This is a genomic window from Brevibacillus parabrevis, from assembly GCF_022701015.1.
Classification (GTDB): Bacteria; Bacillota; Bacilli; order Brevibacillales; family Brevibacillaceae; genus Brevibacillus; species Brevibacillus parabrevis.
The window spans coordinates 292270-307291 of the sequence record NZ_CP064090.1 but is presented as its reverse complement, the minus strand read 5'-3'; the positions used below and the strand labels follow the sequence as shown (position 1 = coordinate 307291).

14 protein-coding genes are annotated in these 15022 nt (G+C 52.2%); all 14 read left to right on the top strand.

What is annotated here, in order from left to right; translation table 11 throughout:
* Positions 1-17: 17 nt before the first annotated feature.
* The 14 genes from IRJ17_RS01310 to IRJ17_RS01245 all read left to right on the top strand — a co-directional run bounded on the left by IRJ17_RS01310 (position 18) and on the right by IRJ17_RS01245 (position 15016).
* The gene (locus tag IRJ17_RS01310) at positions 18-1565 is read left to right on the top strand and encodes a M1 family metallopeptidase (RefSeq protein WP_242772869.1); all 1548 of its coding nucleotides are present in this window, start codon (positions 18-20) and stop codon (positions 1563-1565) included.
* 181 nt (positions 1566-1746) lie between these two features.
* On the top strand, positions 1747-2235 hold the full coding sequence (gene purE, locus IRJ17_RS01305; RefSeq protein ID WP_173597812.1) for a 5-(carboxyamino)imidazole ribonucleotide mutase: 489 nt from the start codon (positions 1747-1749) through the stop codon (positions 2233-2235).
* The gene (purK, locus tag IRJ17_RS01300) at positions 2232-3389 is read left to right on the top strand and encodes a 5-(carboxyamino)imidazole ribonucleotide synthase (RefSeq protein ID WP_242772857.1); all 1158 of its coding nucleotides are present in this window, start codon (positions 2232-2234) and stop codon (positions 3387-3389) included. The genes purE and purK overlap by 4 nt, the downstream gene beginning before the upstream one ends.
* Before the next feature lie 2 nt (positions 3390-3391).
* Positions 3392-4687, top strand: coding sequence for an adenylosuccinate lyase (gene purB, locus IRJ17_RS01295; RefSeq protein ID WP_063229604.1), 1296 nt, complete (start codon positions 3392-3394; stop codon positions 4685-4687).
* A gap of 395 nt (positions 4688-5082) precedes the next feature.
* A complete protein-coding gene (locus IRJ17_RS01290) occupies positions 5083-5598 on the top strand; it encodes a sigma-70 family RNA polymerase sigma factor (RefSeq protein WP_122965610.1) in 516 nt (171 codons plus the stop codon).
* A gap of 150 nt (positions 5599-5748) precedes the next feature.
* Positions 5749-6447 carry a response regulator transcription factor gene (locus tag IRJ17_RS01285; protein ID WP_063229601.1) on the top strand — a complete coding sequence of 233 codons (699 nt, stop codon included), beginning with the start codon at positions 5749-5751 and terminating at the stop codon, positions 6445-6447.
* A complete protein-coding gene (locus IRJ17_RS01280; RefSeq protein WP_217022672.1) occupies positions 6444-7460 on the top strand; it encodes a sensor histidine kinase in 1017 nt (338 codons plus the stop codon). The genes IRJ17_RS01285 and IRJ17_RS01280 overlap by 4 nt, the downstream gene beginning before the upstream one ends.
* A gap of 69 nt (positions 7461-7529) precedes the next feature.
* Positions 7530-8300, top strand: coding sequence for an ABC transporter ATP-binding protein (locus tag IRJ17_RS01275; RefSeq protein WP_122965608.1), 771 nt, complete (start codon positions 7530-7532; stop codon positions 8298-8300).
* Positions 8275-10164 carry an ABC transporter permease gene (locus IRJ17_RS01270; RefSeq protein WP_242772855.1) on the top strand — a complete coding sequence of 630 codons (1890 nt, stop codon included), beginning with the start codon at positions 8275-8277 and terminating at the stop codon, positions 10162-10164. The genes IRJ17_RS01275 and IRJ17_RS01270 overlap by 26 nt, the downstream gene beginning before the upstream one ends.
* A 143-nt stretch (positions 10165-10307) precedes the next feature.
* Positions 10308-10778 (top strand): nucleoside deaminase, encoded by a 471-nt coding sequence (locus IRJ17_RS01265; RefSeq protein ID WP_063229597.1) that lies wholly within the window; start codon positions 10308-10310, stop codon positions 10776-10778.
* Positions 10779-11034: 256 nt separating this feature from the next.
* Positions 11035-11511, top strand: coding sequence for an Lrp/AsnC family transcriptional regulator (locus tag IRJ17_RS01260; protein ID WP_063229596.1), 477 nt, complete (start codon positions 11035-11037; stop codon positions 11509-11511).
* A 112-nt stretch (positions 11512-11623) separates the two neighbouring features.
* Entirely contained in the window at positions 11624-13186 is a 1563-nt protein-coding gene (locus tag IRJ17_RS01255) for an ABC transporter substrate-binding protein (protein ID WP_242772853.1), read from the top strand.
* Positions 13187-13229: 43 nt separating this feature from the next.
* Entirely contained in the window at positions 13230-14186 is a 957-nt protein-coding gene (locus IRJ17_RS01250) for an ABC transporter permease (RefSeq protein ID WP_063229594.1), read from the top strand.
* On the top strand, positions 14186-15016 hold the full coding sequence (locus tag IRJ17_RS01245; RefSeq protein WP_063229593.1) for an ABC transporter permease: 831 nt from the start codon (positions 14186-14188) through the stop codon (positions 15014-15016). The genes IRJ17_RS01250 and IRJ17_RS01245 overlap by 1 nt, the downstream gene beginning before the upstream one ends.
* Positions 15017-15022: the final 6 nt, after the last annotated feature.

Genomic DNA, 15022 nt, shown 5'->3' with positions numbered 1-15022 from the left:
GAAGGCAGGGGAGTGCCATGTGGCGCAAGCATTGGGTGGTCGGCATGGTAGTAGGGATTGCTCTGGCAGTGTGCTTGTGGAGCAGCCCGTGGGCGGGACAAGCCGGGGCAGATGTGACAGTGATCGCCAACCCGGAGCAGAAGCCGGCAGCTGTCACGTACAGCGCAGAGGTGTGGCTGGATATGAACGAGCGAGTCGTAAAAGGAACGTTGACGACTCGCTTTGTACCACAGGATGACAAAGCCTTTTTCCATCTGTATCCGAATGCTTTCGCTACAGAGGCGGATCTTCGCTCAGAAAACTGGGAGCAAGTGCTGGGCAAACAAAGAGAGCCGGGCGGCATTGCGATCTCGGCTGTCAAAGTAAACGGACGCCAAGCTGATGTTCGCTATGAAGGAAAAACGAACACGCTTTTGCGCGTGCCGCTCCCACAGCTTCCGCCGAACAAGGCAAAAGCCGAAACGGTTGTGGAGATGAGCTTCCGCCTGCAAGTGCCGTATAACAACGGGCGGCTGTCTTACCACGATCATGCCATGTGGCTCGGCAATTGGCTGCCGATTCTCGCCGTCAAGGACAGCGGCGGCTGGCGACTCGATCCGTACACAGCGATCGGCGACCCGTTTTACAGCGAGGTGGCGAACTATCATCTGCGCGTTCATTTGCCGGAAGGGTATCAGCTTGCTACGACGGGGCTGGAAAGTGTCGCTGTCGTCACGCAAACAAGGCCGCAGCGCCAAAGTATATACGAGCTGGATGCCTGGAACGTTCGTGATTTTGCCATGGTCGTGATGGATGACACGTATCAGGCGATGTCCGGCAAGGTGGGGGAAACTGTCGTTCGGACCTGGTCGCAGCAAGGCGATGATGCGGCAGTCGTGAACAGCTTGCACCAGACGGCGATGGAATCGCTCGACTACTATGGAAAACAGTTTGGCACGTACCCCTACAAGGAATACGATGTCGTCAAGACGGGCGGCTTTTTCGGGGGAATGGAGTATCCGAGTCTCGTCTTTATTGAAGAGGAATTTTTCAACACAGCGAATAGCATGGGAGCGGCTGTGGTTGCGCACGAAACCGCCCATCAATGGTTTTACGGCATCGTCGGCAACGATGAAGTGCGGGAGGCGTGGCTCGATGAAAGCTTGACCGACTACGCCACGATGGCGTTTTTGCAGGAAAAGGATGCCAAGCGCGCGCAGGCGTACATGCGGATGAGGCAAGGCCAGTCGCGAGCGGCGGAAGCGTATGCGAAGCAAGGAATTGACGCCGAGACGAGTGTGACGGCCTTCCCGGACTGGAAAAGCTACAATGAGCTGGTCTACGGACGCTCAGGCGTCATGTGGTGGACTTTGCGGGATGCTTGGGGAGCCGAACGGCTGAATCAGTTATTGCGCCAGTACGTGAGTGAGCACCAGTACGGGCTTGCGAATGGAGCAGCGATCAAGGAACTGGTATCGGCGGCAAGCGGAGCGGATGCCACACCGTTTTTTGATTACTGGCTTCATCTCAAGCTGGAGCTTGCGGAAGCAGCGAACGGCTGGTTGGAAAAGGTTAAACACGAATGATGGAATCAAACCTAATTTAAAATGTTCGGAAGCGTGGTTGACAGGCAAACTTTCTCCCTGCTACACTGTGTATGTTGATAGCAAACGAGTACGAATAGCCCAGGCGATGAGTACGGCGCAAAAAGCCGTTAGTCGGTTGGGTTTTCTTCTGATGATACAAAACGTAGGGGGCGAATGGTTCATGCTACAGCCGTTGGTAGGCGTCATTATGGGCAGTACGTCAGACTGGGAAACGATGAAGGAAGCATGCGCAATTCTCGATGAATTGCAGGTTCCGTACGAAAAGAAGGTCGTCTCTGCACACAGAACGCCTGACTTGATGTTTTCGTATGCCGAGAGTGCAAAAAGCCGCGGGCTGGAAGTTATCATCGCAGGAGCGGGTGGCGCAGCCCATTTGCCAGGCATGGTGGCTGCCAAGACTGAACTGCCAGTAATCGGAGTACCTGTGAAGTCTTCCAATCTGAACGGACTGGATTCGCTTTTGTCCATCGTGCAAATGCCAGGCGGCGTACCAGTCGCCACAGTCGCAATCGGCAAAGCGGGCGCGATCAATGCAGGGCTGCTCGCTGCGCAGATTTTGGGGATCAAATACCCTGAGGTGCAAGAGCGCTTTGTGGCAAGACGTGATGAAGTGCGCAATAAAGTGTTGGAGGCTGGCGAACTGGAATGACGACCAAACAGAGCAAGCAAATCAAACCAGGATCGACTCTCGGAATACTCGGCGGCGGACAGCTCGGCCGAATGATCGCTCTCGCTGGACGAGCTATGGGTTATCGCTTTGTGACGATGGACCCGACCGTCGACGCTCCGTGCGGACAAACGGCGGATCGGCAAATTGTCGCCAGCTACGATGACGTGGAAGCGGCGATGCAGCTTGCTTCTGTCAGCGACGTGATTTCCTACGAATTTGAAAATGTGGATGCACAGGTAGCAGAGGTGTTGGAAAGCCATGCGTACGTGCCGCAGGGCAGCCGCCTTTTGCGCATCACACAAAACCGGATTTCCGAAAAGACGGCGATTCGCGAAATCGGCATTCCGGTCGCACCTTTTCGCGTAGTCGGCAGTTTGCAAGATTTGCAGGGAGCCGTAGCCGAACTGGGGTTGCCTGCGGTCATGAAGACAGCGACCGGGGGCTATGACGGCAAAGGCCAGTGGGTCTTGCGTAGCGAGGACGAGCTTGCGGAGGCGTACGAGACGCTCTCCAAGGCAGGAACAGAGCTGATCGTGGAACAGTTCGTGCCTTTTCAGATGGAGCTGTCGGTCATTGCAGCGCGAAATCCAGACGGAGAGTTGGCTGTATTCCCGACGTCGGAAAATATTCACCAGGAAAACATCTTGCACCTGAGCATCGTGCCGGCGCGTGTCGTACCGGAAGTAAAAGCACGCGCAGAAGAAATCGCCCGCACGATTGTCGAGAAGCTTGATGTAGTCGGGCTGATCGCTGTGGAAATGTTTTTGACCACAGACGGGCAACTGTACGTCAATGAACTGGCGCCACGTCCGCACAATTCCGGCCATTACACGATGGATGCTTGTGTGACTTCGCAATTTGAACAACACGTCCGGGCTGTTTGCAACTTGCCGTTAGGCTCGACAGAGTTGCTCTCTCCCGTCGTGATGGTTAATATTTTGGGAGAGCATCTTCAGCCTGTCATCGATCAAATCGACAAGCTGCCGCGCACGGCCAAGCTGCATCTGTACGGAAAAGCCGAGAGCAAGGCGAAGCGGAAAATGGGGCATATCAACGTGCTCGCCCCCACTGTGGAAGAAGCGCTCACCCACATTGATGAGTTGAAAATCTGGACGAATCCATCGGAGGTATAATCATGATCGAACGTTATTCTCGCCCGGAAATGCGTGCCATTTGGACGGAAGAAAACAAGTTCAAGGCTTGGCTGGAAGTAGAAATTCTCGCATGTGAAGCTTGGTCCAAGCTGGGAATCATCCCGGAAGAGGACGTGAAAAAGCTGTGGGACAAGGCCAGCTTTGACATTAACCGCATCTATGAGATCGAGGAAGAGACACGCCATGACGTAGTGGCGTTTACCCGTGCGGTTTCGGAAACATTGGGCGAAGAGAAGAAGTGGGTACACTACGGCTTGACCTCTACTGACGTGGTGGATACTGCGTTGTCCTACTTGCTGCGTCAGGCGAACGAAATTTTGGAAAAAGATATCGAAGACTTCATTGCGATTTTGGCTGACAAAGCTCGCGAGCACAAAGACACGGTTTGCATGGGCAGAACGCATGGCGTGCACGCCGAGCCTACCACTTTCGGCTTGAAGCTGGCGCTGTGGCATGAAGAAATGAAGCGCAACCTGGCGCGTTTCCAGGCGGCGAGAAAAGAAGTGGCGTACGGCAAAATTTCCGGTGCAGTAGGCACGTATGCGAACATCGACCCGTTCGTGGAAGCATACGTATGCGAAAAGCTTGGTCTGTCTCCGGCTCCGATTTCTACCCAAACATTGCAGCGCGACCGTCATGCCGAATATATGGCGACATTGGCTCTGATCGCAACTTCGCTGGAGAAGTTCGCAACAGAGATCCGCGGTCTGCAAAAGAGCGAAATGCGCGAAGTGGAAGAAGCGTTTGCCAAAGGTCAAAAAGGCTCTTCCGCCATGCCGCACAAGCGCAACCCGATCGGCAGCGAAAACATTTGCGGTCTTGCGCGCGTCATCCGCGGTCACATGCTCACTTCTTACGAAAACGTGTCGCTCTGGCATGAGCGGGATATTTCCCACTCTTCCGCAGAGCGCGTGATTTTGCCAGACGCGACCCAAGCGCTGAACTACATGCTGCGCCGTTTCATGAACATCGTGAAAAACTTGACGGTATTCCCGGAGAACATGAAGCGCAACATGGATCGCACATTCGGATTGATCTACTCCCAGCAAGTCATGCTCAAGCTGATCGAAAAAGGCATGAGCCGCGAGCAAGCGTACGATACGGTGCAGCCGCGCGCGATGCAAGCCTGGGAAGAACAGCGCTCTTTCCGCGCCATCGTGGAAGAAGACGCAACGGTCAGCTCCACACTGACCAAAGAAGAGCTGGATGAATGCTTCGACTATCGCTACCATTTGAAGCATGTGGATACGATTTTCCAGCGTCTTGGCTTGCTGTAAGGTTTGAATATGCTTGTAAGGAACGCTCCCGAGTGATTCGGGGGCGTTTTTTTTGCGGAAGAACATCCCTTTTTACGTGGAAATCATGTATGAGGAGGATTTTTCAATATATTTTGATGTAAAACGCTGAGCGGAAAAAAGCGAGTGTGGGACAGAGTGGAGTTCGTCCGTTTCGCCAAAGCTTACTTCCCTGTTACCGAAAATTATTTTGCAAGTTGGCTCAGGCTGTAACCAAACGAGTGGGGCTCTCGTACCTATAAGTGCGAGAGCTTACAAGCAAGCTATAAGTACCTTACAAAAGTGTAAGCTTCTTGAAATATAACTCGATGGTTCCTGCCTCTGATCCGTTTTACAATGAGATCAACTCATACGGATCACGAAATGGGAGATCGATTATGACTACTGCACTCATTTATGCGAAACCAAACCAAAGACAAATTTACGAAGATTATTCCGCCAAAATATACCGCTATTTCCGCTACCGCGTAAAGAACATCTGGGACGTGGAAGACCTGACAACGACTGTGTTCATCAAAGTATACTCGAAGCTGGATCAATACGATGGCCGCCATCCTTTTGGGGCATGGATTTTCCGCATCGCGCATAATGCCCTGATTGACCACATGCGCAAAAAACGGGAATGCCCGGTTGATCAGGACACTTTCAGCACAATGGCCGCGACTGACAAGCTGCCGGAGGAGTGCCTGCTGACGCAAGAAACGACGGAGGGACTGTGGCAAAAGGTACACACCTTGACGACAGATCAACGCAACGTGATTTCTTTGCGCTATCTCGCTGATTTGCGCATGAACGAGATTGCCGAGATTTTGGGCAAGACAGAGGCTTCAGTCAAAATCCTGCATTTTCGCGGGATCAAAAAACTTCAGCAAATGATGGATGCAAAAGCTTGAAGGCGGATGACAATACCGCCTTTTTTTGTTGGGCGAAAACGGGCGTGGCGTGATTCGGACAGCTTGGCGCAGTTGGCGTTGCCGAGTTTTCTAGTGGTATAGTAGAGAGAGGAAGAATTAGGAGATTCGCGATGAGAGGAGTATAAGCTGATGTCGACAATCATGATTGTGGAAGACGACCCGAAGATCAACCAGCTTTTGCAAGAACAGCTGGAAAAATACGGATTTCAAACGGTCAACGTCGAGCATTTTGACCGCGTCATGGATGTGTTCATAGACAGGCGGCCCGATCTGGTACTGCTGGATGTGAACTTGCCCAAGTTTGACGGCTTTTACTGGTGCAGACAGATGCGGCAGGAGTCCAACTGCCCGATTTTGTTTATTTCCGCGCGGGAGAGCAAGATGGATCAGGTCATGGCGCTGGAAAATGGCGCAGACGACTACATTACCAAGCCGTTCGACTACGATGTGGTGCTGGCGAAAATTCGCAGCCAGCTGCGCCGCGCATACGGACAATACGCGCCGCAGGAAGGGGAACGCACGGTAGAGGTTGCGGGACTGAAGCTGTTTTTGGAGCGGATGGAGCTTTCGATGAACGATACGAAGATCGAGCTGAGCAAAAAAGAGGCGCTGCTGCTGGAAGCGTTGATGAATCAATACCCGCGCGTCGTGAGCAGGGAGCGCTTGTTGGAAAAGCTGTGGGACGAGCAATTCGTCGATGAAAACACGTTGAACGTGTACATCACGCGTGTGCGCGGAAAGCTGAAAGACATCGGGCTGGAAGGAGCCGTCGAGACTGTGCGCGGTTCGGGCTATCGTCTGCGAGCGACCTGGGAGGATGGGCAATGAAGCTGTTCCTCAGGGATCAATGGGCCTTTGCCGCCTTTTTTCTCGTTCAGCTGTTTTTGCTGATTTTGATTTTCGCCATGGACGGCTACTGGAACGAATCCTTGGTTATTTACGTGATGTTTTTGTCCGTGTTTTTTGCCGGAGCTTTTCTGGTCGTGCGTTATTTGACCCATCGGTTGATTTACCAGCGCTTGAGCAAGCCGGTAGAAACGTTGGAGGAGCTGACGCAGACGTACGGAAACGCAGCGCTTTGCCGCGCCTTGGACGAGAAAAGCCTGGAGCAGTATCGGCTGTACAAGGAGCAGCTGCACGCGTACGAGAACAAGCAGCGCGATTACACGACGTTTATCCAGCAATGGGTGCACCAGATGAAAACGCCGATCTCCGTCATCCATTTGCTGCTGCAAAATGAAGATGATCCGAAATCGGAGAGCGTGCGTGAAGAAATCGACCGGATCAAGCGCGGCTTGGAAACAGTGCTGTACATAGCGCGGCTGGACCGCTTTGAACAGGACTTTTTGATCGAGCCTGTGGCGATTCGCACATTGACGCAAAACGTGCTGGCGGAAAACAAGCGTTTGTTTATCCGCAATCAAGTGTATCCGGAGCTGAAAATAGAAGAGAACTGGCGAGTGGAATCCGACGACAAATGGCTTTCGTTTGTGTTGAACCAGCTTTTGACCAACGCGGTTCGCTATTCGGCGGGGAAAAGCAACAAGGTGACGATCCGGGCGTACGAACGCGGGCAGCATGTCATCCTGGAAGTGCAAGACTACGGAATTGGCATACCAGCCGAGGATATCAGACGGGTGTTCAAACCGTATTTTACCGGGGAAAATGGCCGCAAGTATCCTGAATCGACCGGGATGGGCCTGTACTTGGTCAAGGAAATTTGCGGACGGCTGCATCATGGCGTGGAAATGGACTCCGAAGTGGGCGAGGGCACGACAGTCCGCCTTGTCCTGTCTGCGGTGGTGCCAACCTTACAAGAACGTAAGGATGATGAAAGTTAAATCGATAGTTGAAAAACGTGCGCCCTCGTATAGTGAAAAGTGGGATGTCAGAGGAAAGGGGAAAGACGCATGGAAATGCTTGCGGTGAACAGTCTGAGTAAAATATACGGAGGCAAAGTGACATACCGCGCGTTGACCGATATCGATTTTTCGATTCGCAAAGGAGAATTTGTCGGTATCATGGGTCCATCCGGCAGCGGGAAAACGACGCTTTTAAATATGATCTCCACGATTGACTCTCCTACATCGGGGGCTGTTCTCTTGAATGGAACGAATCCGCACTTGTTGAAAAAAGACAAGCTGGCGCTCTTCCGTCGCCGCGAGTTGGGCTTTGTGTTCCAGGATTTCAATTTGCTCGATACCCTGACGATTGGTGAAAATATCGTTTTGCCGCTTACGCTGGAAAACGTCAAAGTTCAGACGATGGAAGAAAAGCTGCAAAATGTGGCTACGAAGCTGGGAATTTTGGACATTTTGGATAAGCGCACATACGAGGTATCCGGCGGGCAGCGTCAAAAGACCGCCATCGCTCGCGCTATCATCCATTCCCCTTCGCTGCTTTTGGCCGACGAGCCTACGGGAAACCTCGATTCCAAGTCTTCGCGAAATGTCATGGAGACTTTGGAAGCGATCAATAAAGCGGACAATACGACGATGATGATGGTGACGCACGATGCCCTGGCAGCCAGCTACTGTCATCGGGTCATTTTTATCAAAGACGGGCAGTTGCATAACGAAATGTACCGGGGAGAGAACCGTCAGGCGTTTTTCCAAAAGATTATTGACGCGCTATCGTTTTTGGGAGGGAACACCTATGACCTTTCGACAATTCGCGTGTAATAATGTTTTGCGCAATAAACGCACCTATGCTGCTTTTTTCATGAGCAGCGTGTTCTCTGTCATGATCTTTTTCGTCTACGCCATGTTCATTTTCCATCCGGGAATTGTCGGCGAGGAGATTCATGAATCAGTAGCGACCGGGATGATCGTAGCGGAATACGTCATCTTTCTGTTTTCGTTCTTTTTCCTCTTCTACTGCGTGGGAGCGTTTTTGAAAAAGCGGGAAAAGGAATTTGGGATTTTGTTCATGCACGGCATGACTCCGATGCAGCGCAATGTGCTCATCTGCATGGAAAACATGCTGATCGGGGTCGTCTCCATCGCGTTTGGGATCGGTCTTGGGATGGTGCTGGCCAAGCTGTTTTTCCAGTTTGCGGGCTTTCTGCTCGATGTGAAGGCATTGGGCTTTTATCTGCCCTGGAAAGCGATAGGGCTGACAGTGGTGGCGTTTCTTATTTTGTTCGCGGCGATCTCGCTGTTTACTGTGCTGTTGCTCAGAAGCCGCAGCCTGCTTGAACTGTTGCAGGGGAGCCGCCGTCCCAAGCGGGAGCCTAGCGCGTCGATCGTGCTGTCGCTCGTAGCGGTTGCCTTGCTCGGAATGAGCTATTGGCTTGCCCTGACAGCAGACGGCATCTACGTGGTGGCGCTTGTGTTGCCGGTGACCGCTTTGACAGTGGTAGGAACGTACTTGCTGTTTACACAGTTGAGTGTGATCCTGATTGAATATTTGAAGAAGCGTCGAGCGATTTACTGGCGGCGCACGAATCTCCTGACGCTATCTGATCTGGCGTACCGGATGAAAGACAACGCGAGAATGTTTTTCCTGGTCTGTATCGTTTCGACGGTCGCCTTTTGTGCGATTGGGACGTTGGCTGCCTTGGCAGGTTCGATCCAGGAGACAGTCGTGAAGACGAATCCGTTTGCGTTTGAATACCAGAGCAAAGCAGGCAATCCTGACAAGGACGCGCATTTGCAGTTGATTGAAAACAGCTTGCAGCAAGGCGGCTTTTCTTTTGAAAAATATCAGGTGTCCATGCGCGTGCTGCCAGAGGCTCCGAATATGGAGAGAATCGGGGTCGTAAAGCTGTCCGATTACAACCGCATCGCCGTGGCCGCCAATTCGCGCGAGCTGAAAATGGCCGAAAACGAAGTGTTTTTGCTGCTCTTGTGGTTTGATGACGCTGTGAAGCAAAAGACGTTGCGCGTGGGCAACCAGGAGCTGATCGTCAAAACGGATACGAAAATGAACCCGCTGATCAGCGGCATCGATTTTGAGCGTCTGGCCGTCGTGCCGAACAAGGTGTACGATCAACTGACCAATTTGCGGGAAGAACAGCGCTTTGCCTATGATGTGCCGCGGTGGAAGGACACGCAGGACATCAGTCTCAAGCTGATTGATGAAATCGAGCATCGGAACGATATACATTCCTTTGCCGCCCGTGCTCCCCTCTATCACCAGATGAAACAGATGGCAAACACCGGGCTGTTCATTGGGCTGTTTGTAGGGGTTCTGTTTTTCGTAGCAGCAGCGAGCTTTTTGTATTTCCGGCTGTACACGGACTTAGAAAATGACAAGCGGCATTATGGAGCGATTGCCAAGATCGGGCTGACGGATGCGGAGTTGACGAGAATTGTCACGACGCAGATCGCGCTGTTGTTTTTCGTACCGATACTGGTTGCGATCATCCATAGCATCGTGGCGTTTGTTTCGTTGCAGAGCCTGCTCAAAATCATGCTCATCGCCTCCGTCGTCAAGCCGACTGCCATCGTGTTGTGTAGCTTCGTCATCGTTCAGGCGATTTACTTTTGGGTCATCCGCAATCGGTACTTGTTCCATTTGAAGCGGTCGATGAACCGAATCTAGTGCTAGTGTGCAAAAGGTGTCCGGGAGCGGGCGCCTTTTTTGCGCACTGAATATGTCGGCAAAAAGGATGAGCGAGTTTGGCTAATGCAAGTACACAAACTGGCATAGGATATAGAAGGAGCGCAAAGCGAGGAGGGAAAGGCATGGAACAGGAAACATGGATGGAGCATGCCGTCAATCTGGCGTTGGACAATGTAACAGCCAGCCGTGGCGGGCCTTTTGGCGCGATAGTCGTGAAGGACGGGCAAATTGTCGGGCGAGGCCGCAATGAAGTGACGGCGACGAACGATCCTACCGCGCATGCGGAGGTTCAGGCGATTCGCGAGGCGTGTCAGAAACTGGGGACTTTCCAGTTGGACGACTGCGAGCTGTACACGAGCTGCGAGCCGTGTCCGATGTGCTTGGGGGCGATTTACTGGGCGCGTCCGCGGGCCGTGTACTACGCTTGCACAAAAGAAGACGCAGCGCGTGTCGGATTCGATGATCAGTTCATTTATGAGCAAATCATGTTGCCGCATGAGCGCAGAAGCATTCCTTTTCGCCAGATGGAGCTGGAGAATCGGCAAGGTCCGTTTCTGGCTTGGGAGCAATCGGAAAAGCGGATCGAATATTGAACGGGTGGTGCTTGGTCGTTCAGCCATTTCCTACGGGGAGTGGCTGTTTTTTTGTTTATGAATACGCGAAATATGATAAAGGAAAATAAAAAAATGAAAATGCTTTCAAAAAGAAATTTTCTGAATAAAGGGTTGCATCGTGCCGTAATTCGTATTATAGTAACAACAATCGTTACGTAATTCGACTGTAATTTTTAATTTACAACCGCTATAAGGTTAAAAAATGGATAAGTAAGACGAATAAAGGAGTGGTTATATGGAGGAGAAATTCCGGCGTTCCCTGTACCCGGAGCTTGACGATACAGATTATGGGATCATCCGCGCTCTGCAAGAAAATGCTCGCCTGCCTTTTACCCAAATCGCCAAAGATCTCGGGGTAACCGAAAAAACGATTCGCATGCGCGTGCAGCAGCTGCAAGACGAAGGAACGTTGAGTCTGGTTGGCATCGTCAATCCAGTCAAGGCAGGCCTGCATGTTCAGGCGATCATTCAAGTAGCGGTCGAAGCGGAAAAGCTCGACGAAGTCGTCGCCGCGCTGAACGAGATGGTGGAAATTCGCCTGATCGTATTGACCTCCGGTGACTATCAGTTGTTCACGCAGGTCTTGGTAAGAAGCTACGAAGAATTGTCGGAATTTTTGATGAAAAAGCTGTACAAAGTCCCGGGAATTTTGCGGACAAACGTCATCAATGAGCTGAAAATTTTGAAATCCAAGTACAACTTCGTCCGCTAAAACAAAGCGGGAACCTTGGAAGGGGGAATGCCATCGGACGAATGAGCCGCTGGGATTGTCTTGAAAAAGTCGTCATGTTTATCACAGAAAAAAAGAGAAAAGGGGTCATCTTATGTTTTCGACCAAAATGAGCAAAGCGATGCTCGGTGCCGTGCTGGGGACGGTTTTATTGGTAACAGGCTGTGGAGGAGGAAGCGGAGCAGGAACGGCTGATAGCGGAAAAACAGCAACAGCACCTGCTGCTGGCAAAAAAGTAATCAATATCGGGCTGAAGGCAGATCCGCCATCGATGGACCCGAGCATCTCCACATCGCTTTATGATCGCCAAGTATACGCGAGTCTTTACGACAAGCTGTTCGATATCGATGCGCAAGGCAAGATTGTGCCGATGCTGGCTGAATCGTACGAAGTCACGCCGGATGGCAAGACTTATACACTCAAGCTCAAGCTAGGCGTGAAGTTCCACGACGGTACGGATTTTGATGCGGATGCCGTCAAATTCAACTTCGATCGCAACATCAGCGGAGAAAAATCCCGCCGCAAAGGGGAGCTGAAATTCGTTGAATCCGTGTCGGTTGTCGATAAAAGCACGGTGAAAATTCAATTGAAAGAGCCGTTTGCTCCGTTCCTCTCCGTGTTGACTGACCGTTCCGGCATCATCGTCTCGCCGAAAGCAGTCAAGGAGCATGGCGAACAATATCTCAACCATCCAGTCGGAACCGGGCCGTTCACTTTTGTTGAACAGGTAAAAGGCGACCACGTGACGCTGAAGAAAAACGAGAACTACTGGAACGGCGCGGTAAAAGTCGACGAAGTGAACTACAAAGTGTTCACGAACGGCACAGCTAAGGTGCAAAACTTGCGCTCCGGCACGCTGGACATCATCGATGATACGCCTGTGAAAGAAATCCCTGTCGTGAAAGGCGATACGAATCTGCAACTGATCGCCGAGTCGGGAATGGGCTTCCAAGGAATTTACTTGAACAACTCCCGCCCGCCGTTTGACAACAAGTTTTTGCGTCAGGCTGTAGACCGCGCCATTGAGCGGGAAGCGGTCGTGAAGGTACTGTACAACGGCTATGCGGCGCCCGCGCGTACAGCGTTTACCAAAGGAAATCTGGCTTACAACGAACAGTTGAACACACCAACAGCGCCAAATGCGGATGAAATCAAGGACTTGCTGGCAAAAGGCGGCAAGCCAAGCGGATTTGACTTCAAACTGTATATCGCGACTTCTCCGGAAAACGAGCAGCTGGGAGCGGTGCTGCAAAGCATGCTCAAGCAGTACAACATCAACATGACACTGGAGAAGCTGGAGTACGGACAGCTGATTGAAACAGGCGACAAAGGCGAATTTGACGCTTTGCAACTGGGCTGGTCCGGTCGTCAGGACCCTGACCAAAACTTGCATGACTTCGTCGTAACCGGCACTTCCAACAACAACGGCCGCATTTCCATTCCGAAGCTGGACGAGCTGGTTGTAGCGGCACGCGGGGAAATGGACGAAGCGAAGCGCAAAGCCTTGTACGATGAAGCAGCGAAACTGTTGCAGGATGAAGCGGGGTACGTGTACTTGTACCACCAATACGTATTGATTGGCATGAACAAAAAAGTAACGGGCTTCAACTATGTACCGGATGGCTTGATCCGTACCGCGACTTTGGACAAGCAATAAGGCAAGCGAAACACTATAAAGGCAAGAGCAAGGAGGAATTGTCATGATGTTCGTGGTCAGGCGTCTGCTGCTGACAATCCCGATTCTCCTGCTGGTGTCCATTATGACTTTTTCTTTGATCCACATGATCCCGGGCGATCCTGCCCGGGTCATTTTAGGACAGGAAGCGACACCGGAAGCCTATCAGGCACTGCGAACAGAGCTGGGTTTGGACCAGCCGATCGTAGTGCAATATTTTTCCTGGCTGGGAAAAGTGTTGCAGGGCGATTTGGGAATCTCGATTACGGACCGGGTGCCGGTCTCTGAACTAATAATGCAAAGGCTACCCGCAACAGTGGAGCTGACGATCGGAACGTTTCTCGTCGCCATCCTGATTGCGTTTCCGGCCGGGATTCTGGCGGCTGTGCGCCGCGGGACGTGGGTTGACTACACGAGCACCTTTACCGCGCTGGGCGGAATGAGCATCCCGAGCTTTTGGCTGGCAATGATGATGATTATCTTTTTTGCGGTCAACAACCAGTGGCTGCCTGCCTCCGGCTATGTTCCGTTTCTGGAAAATCCGACGCAAAATTTGCTGGCGATGATTCTTCCCTGTTTGGCGACAGGGCTGAGGGAGTCTGCGGTCCTGATGCGGATGCTGCGCTCTTCCTTGCTCGATGTGGTCAGCATGGACTTCATTCGGACGGCAAAAGCAAAAGGCTTGAATGAAGCACGGACGATTTTGGGCCATGCGCTGCGCAACGCCATGGTGCCAGTGGTCACGACTTCCGGATTGATGATCGCGGGTCTTTTGGGCGGATTGGTCATTACCGAGTCGATCTTTTCCATTCCCGGCTTCGGCCGTCTGATCGTCGAATCCGTGTTCAAGCGGGACTATGTGACGGTACAGGGAGCGATTCTCGTCTCTGCGGTTCTGGTAGTCATGGTCAACCTGGCTGTCGATATGTTGTACGCGGTGATCGATCCGCGCATCAAAGCTGGGAAAGGAGCGGGTGAGTGATGAAAACCGCACGCAAATTCCTCCGAAATGGTCTTGGCGTCATCGGAGCAGTCATTATTCTTGTGCTCATTCTGGTAGCCATCTTCGCACCACAGATCGCTCCGTTTGACCCGAATGCACAAGATTACAACAAAGTGATGATGCAGCCGGACGGTGAGCATTTGTTTGGGACAGACGACCTCGGTCGGGATATTTTCTCCCGCGTCGTCTACGGTGCGCGAATTTCCATCCAGGCTGCGCTGATATCTGTTGGAATTGCCATGCTGATTGGCGTGCCGATCGGTTTGCTGTCAGGATATTACCGAGGCTTTTGGGATGAGTGGGTAGTCATGCGGAGCGTCGATGCGATGCAGGCTTTTCCGTTTTTGATTTTGGCGCTCGCGATCTCGGCGGTGCTTGGTTCCGGTTTTGGCAACGCCATGCTTGCGATCGGCATCGGCTTTGCGCCTGCCTTCATCCGGATTACCCGAGGTCAGGTTCTGTCTTTGCGCAACATGGAATATATTCAAGCGGCGCGTTCGGTCGGGGTAAAAGATGCGCGCATCATTTTCCGCCATATCCTGCCCAATGCGCTCAACCCGATTGTGATTCAGGCGACGCTCGCCATGGCATCAGGCATTATCGCCGAGGCTTCGCTTTCCTATCTGGGATTGGGTGTGCAGCCGCCGACGCCGTCGTGGGGCAGCATGCTGAACCAGGCGCAAACGTTGATGTCTGTCGCACCGTACGCGACGTTTTATCCGGGCATCGCGATCTTTTTAGTCGTGCTGGGCTTCAACTTGCTGGGAGATGGATTGCAGCAGGTGCTGGACCCGCGCTCACGTAAATAATCAAAA

Bases quoted from the DNA above. Each gene is read 5' to 3' on its own strand.
- purE (WP_173597812.1), top strand. From the start codon at position 1,747: ATGCTACAGCCGTTGGTAGGCGTCATTATGGGCAGTACGTCAGACTGG.
- IRJ17_RS01250 (WP_063229594.1), top strand. From the start codon at position 13,230: ATGATGTTCGTGGTCAGGCGTCTGCTGCTGACAATCCCGATTCTCCTG.
- IRJ17_RS01270 (WP_242772855.1), top strand. From the start codon at position 8,275: ATGACCTTTCGACAATTCGCGTGTAATAATGTTTTGCGCAATAAACGC.
- IRJ17_RS01260 (WP_063229596.1), top strand. From the start codon at position 11,035: ATGGAGGAGAAATTCCGGCGTTCCCTGTACCCGGAGCTTGACGATACA.
- IRJ17_RS01245 (WP_063229593.1), top strand. From the start codon at position 14,186: ATGAAAACCGCACGCAAATTCCTCCGAAATGGTCTTGGCGTCATCGGA.
- IRJ17_RS01255 (WP_242772853.1), top strand. From the start codon at position 11,624: ATGTTTTCGACCAAAATGAGCAAAGCGATGCTCGGTGCCGTGCTGGGG.
- IRJ17_RS01280 (WP_217022672.1), top strand. From the start codon at position 6,444: ATGAAGCTGTTCCTCAGGGATCAATGGGCCTTTGCCGCCTTTTTTCTC.
- purK (WP_242772857.1), top strand. From the start codon at position 2,232: ATGACGACCAAACAGAGCAAGCAAATCAAACCAGGATCGACTCTCGGA.
- IRJ17_RS01275 (WP_122965608.1), top strand. From the start codon at position 7,530: ATGGAAATGCTTGCGGTGAACAGTCTGAGTAAAATATACGGAGGCAAA.
- IRJ17_RS01290 (WP_122965610.1), top strand. From the start codon at position 5,083: ATGACTACTGCACTCATTTATGCGAAACCAAACCAAAGACAAATTTAC.
- purB (WP_063229604.1), top strand. From the start codon at position 3,392: ATGATCGAACGTTATTCTCGCCCGGAAATGCGTGCCATTTGGACGGAA.
- IRJ17_RS01285 (WP_063229601.1), top strand. From the start codon at position 5,749: ATGTCGACAATCATGATTGTGGAAGACGACCCGAAGATCAACCAGCTT.
- IRJ17_RS01265 (WP_063229597.1), top strand. From the start codon at position 10,308: ATGGAACAGGAAACATGGATGGAGCATGCCGTCAATCTGGCGTTGGAC.
- IRJ17_RS01310 (WP_242772869.1), top strand. From the start codon at position 18: ATGTGGCGCAAGCATTGGGTGGTCGGCATGGTAGTAGGGATTGCTCTG.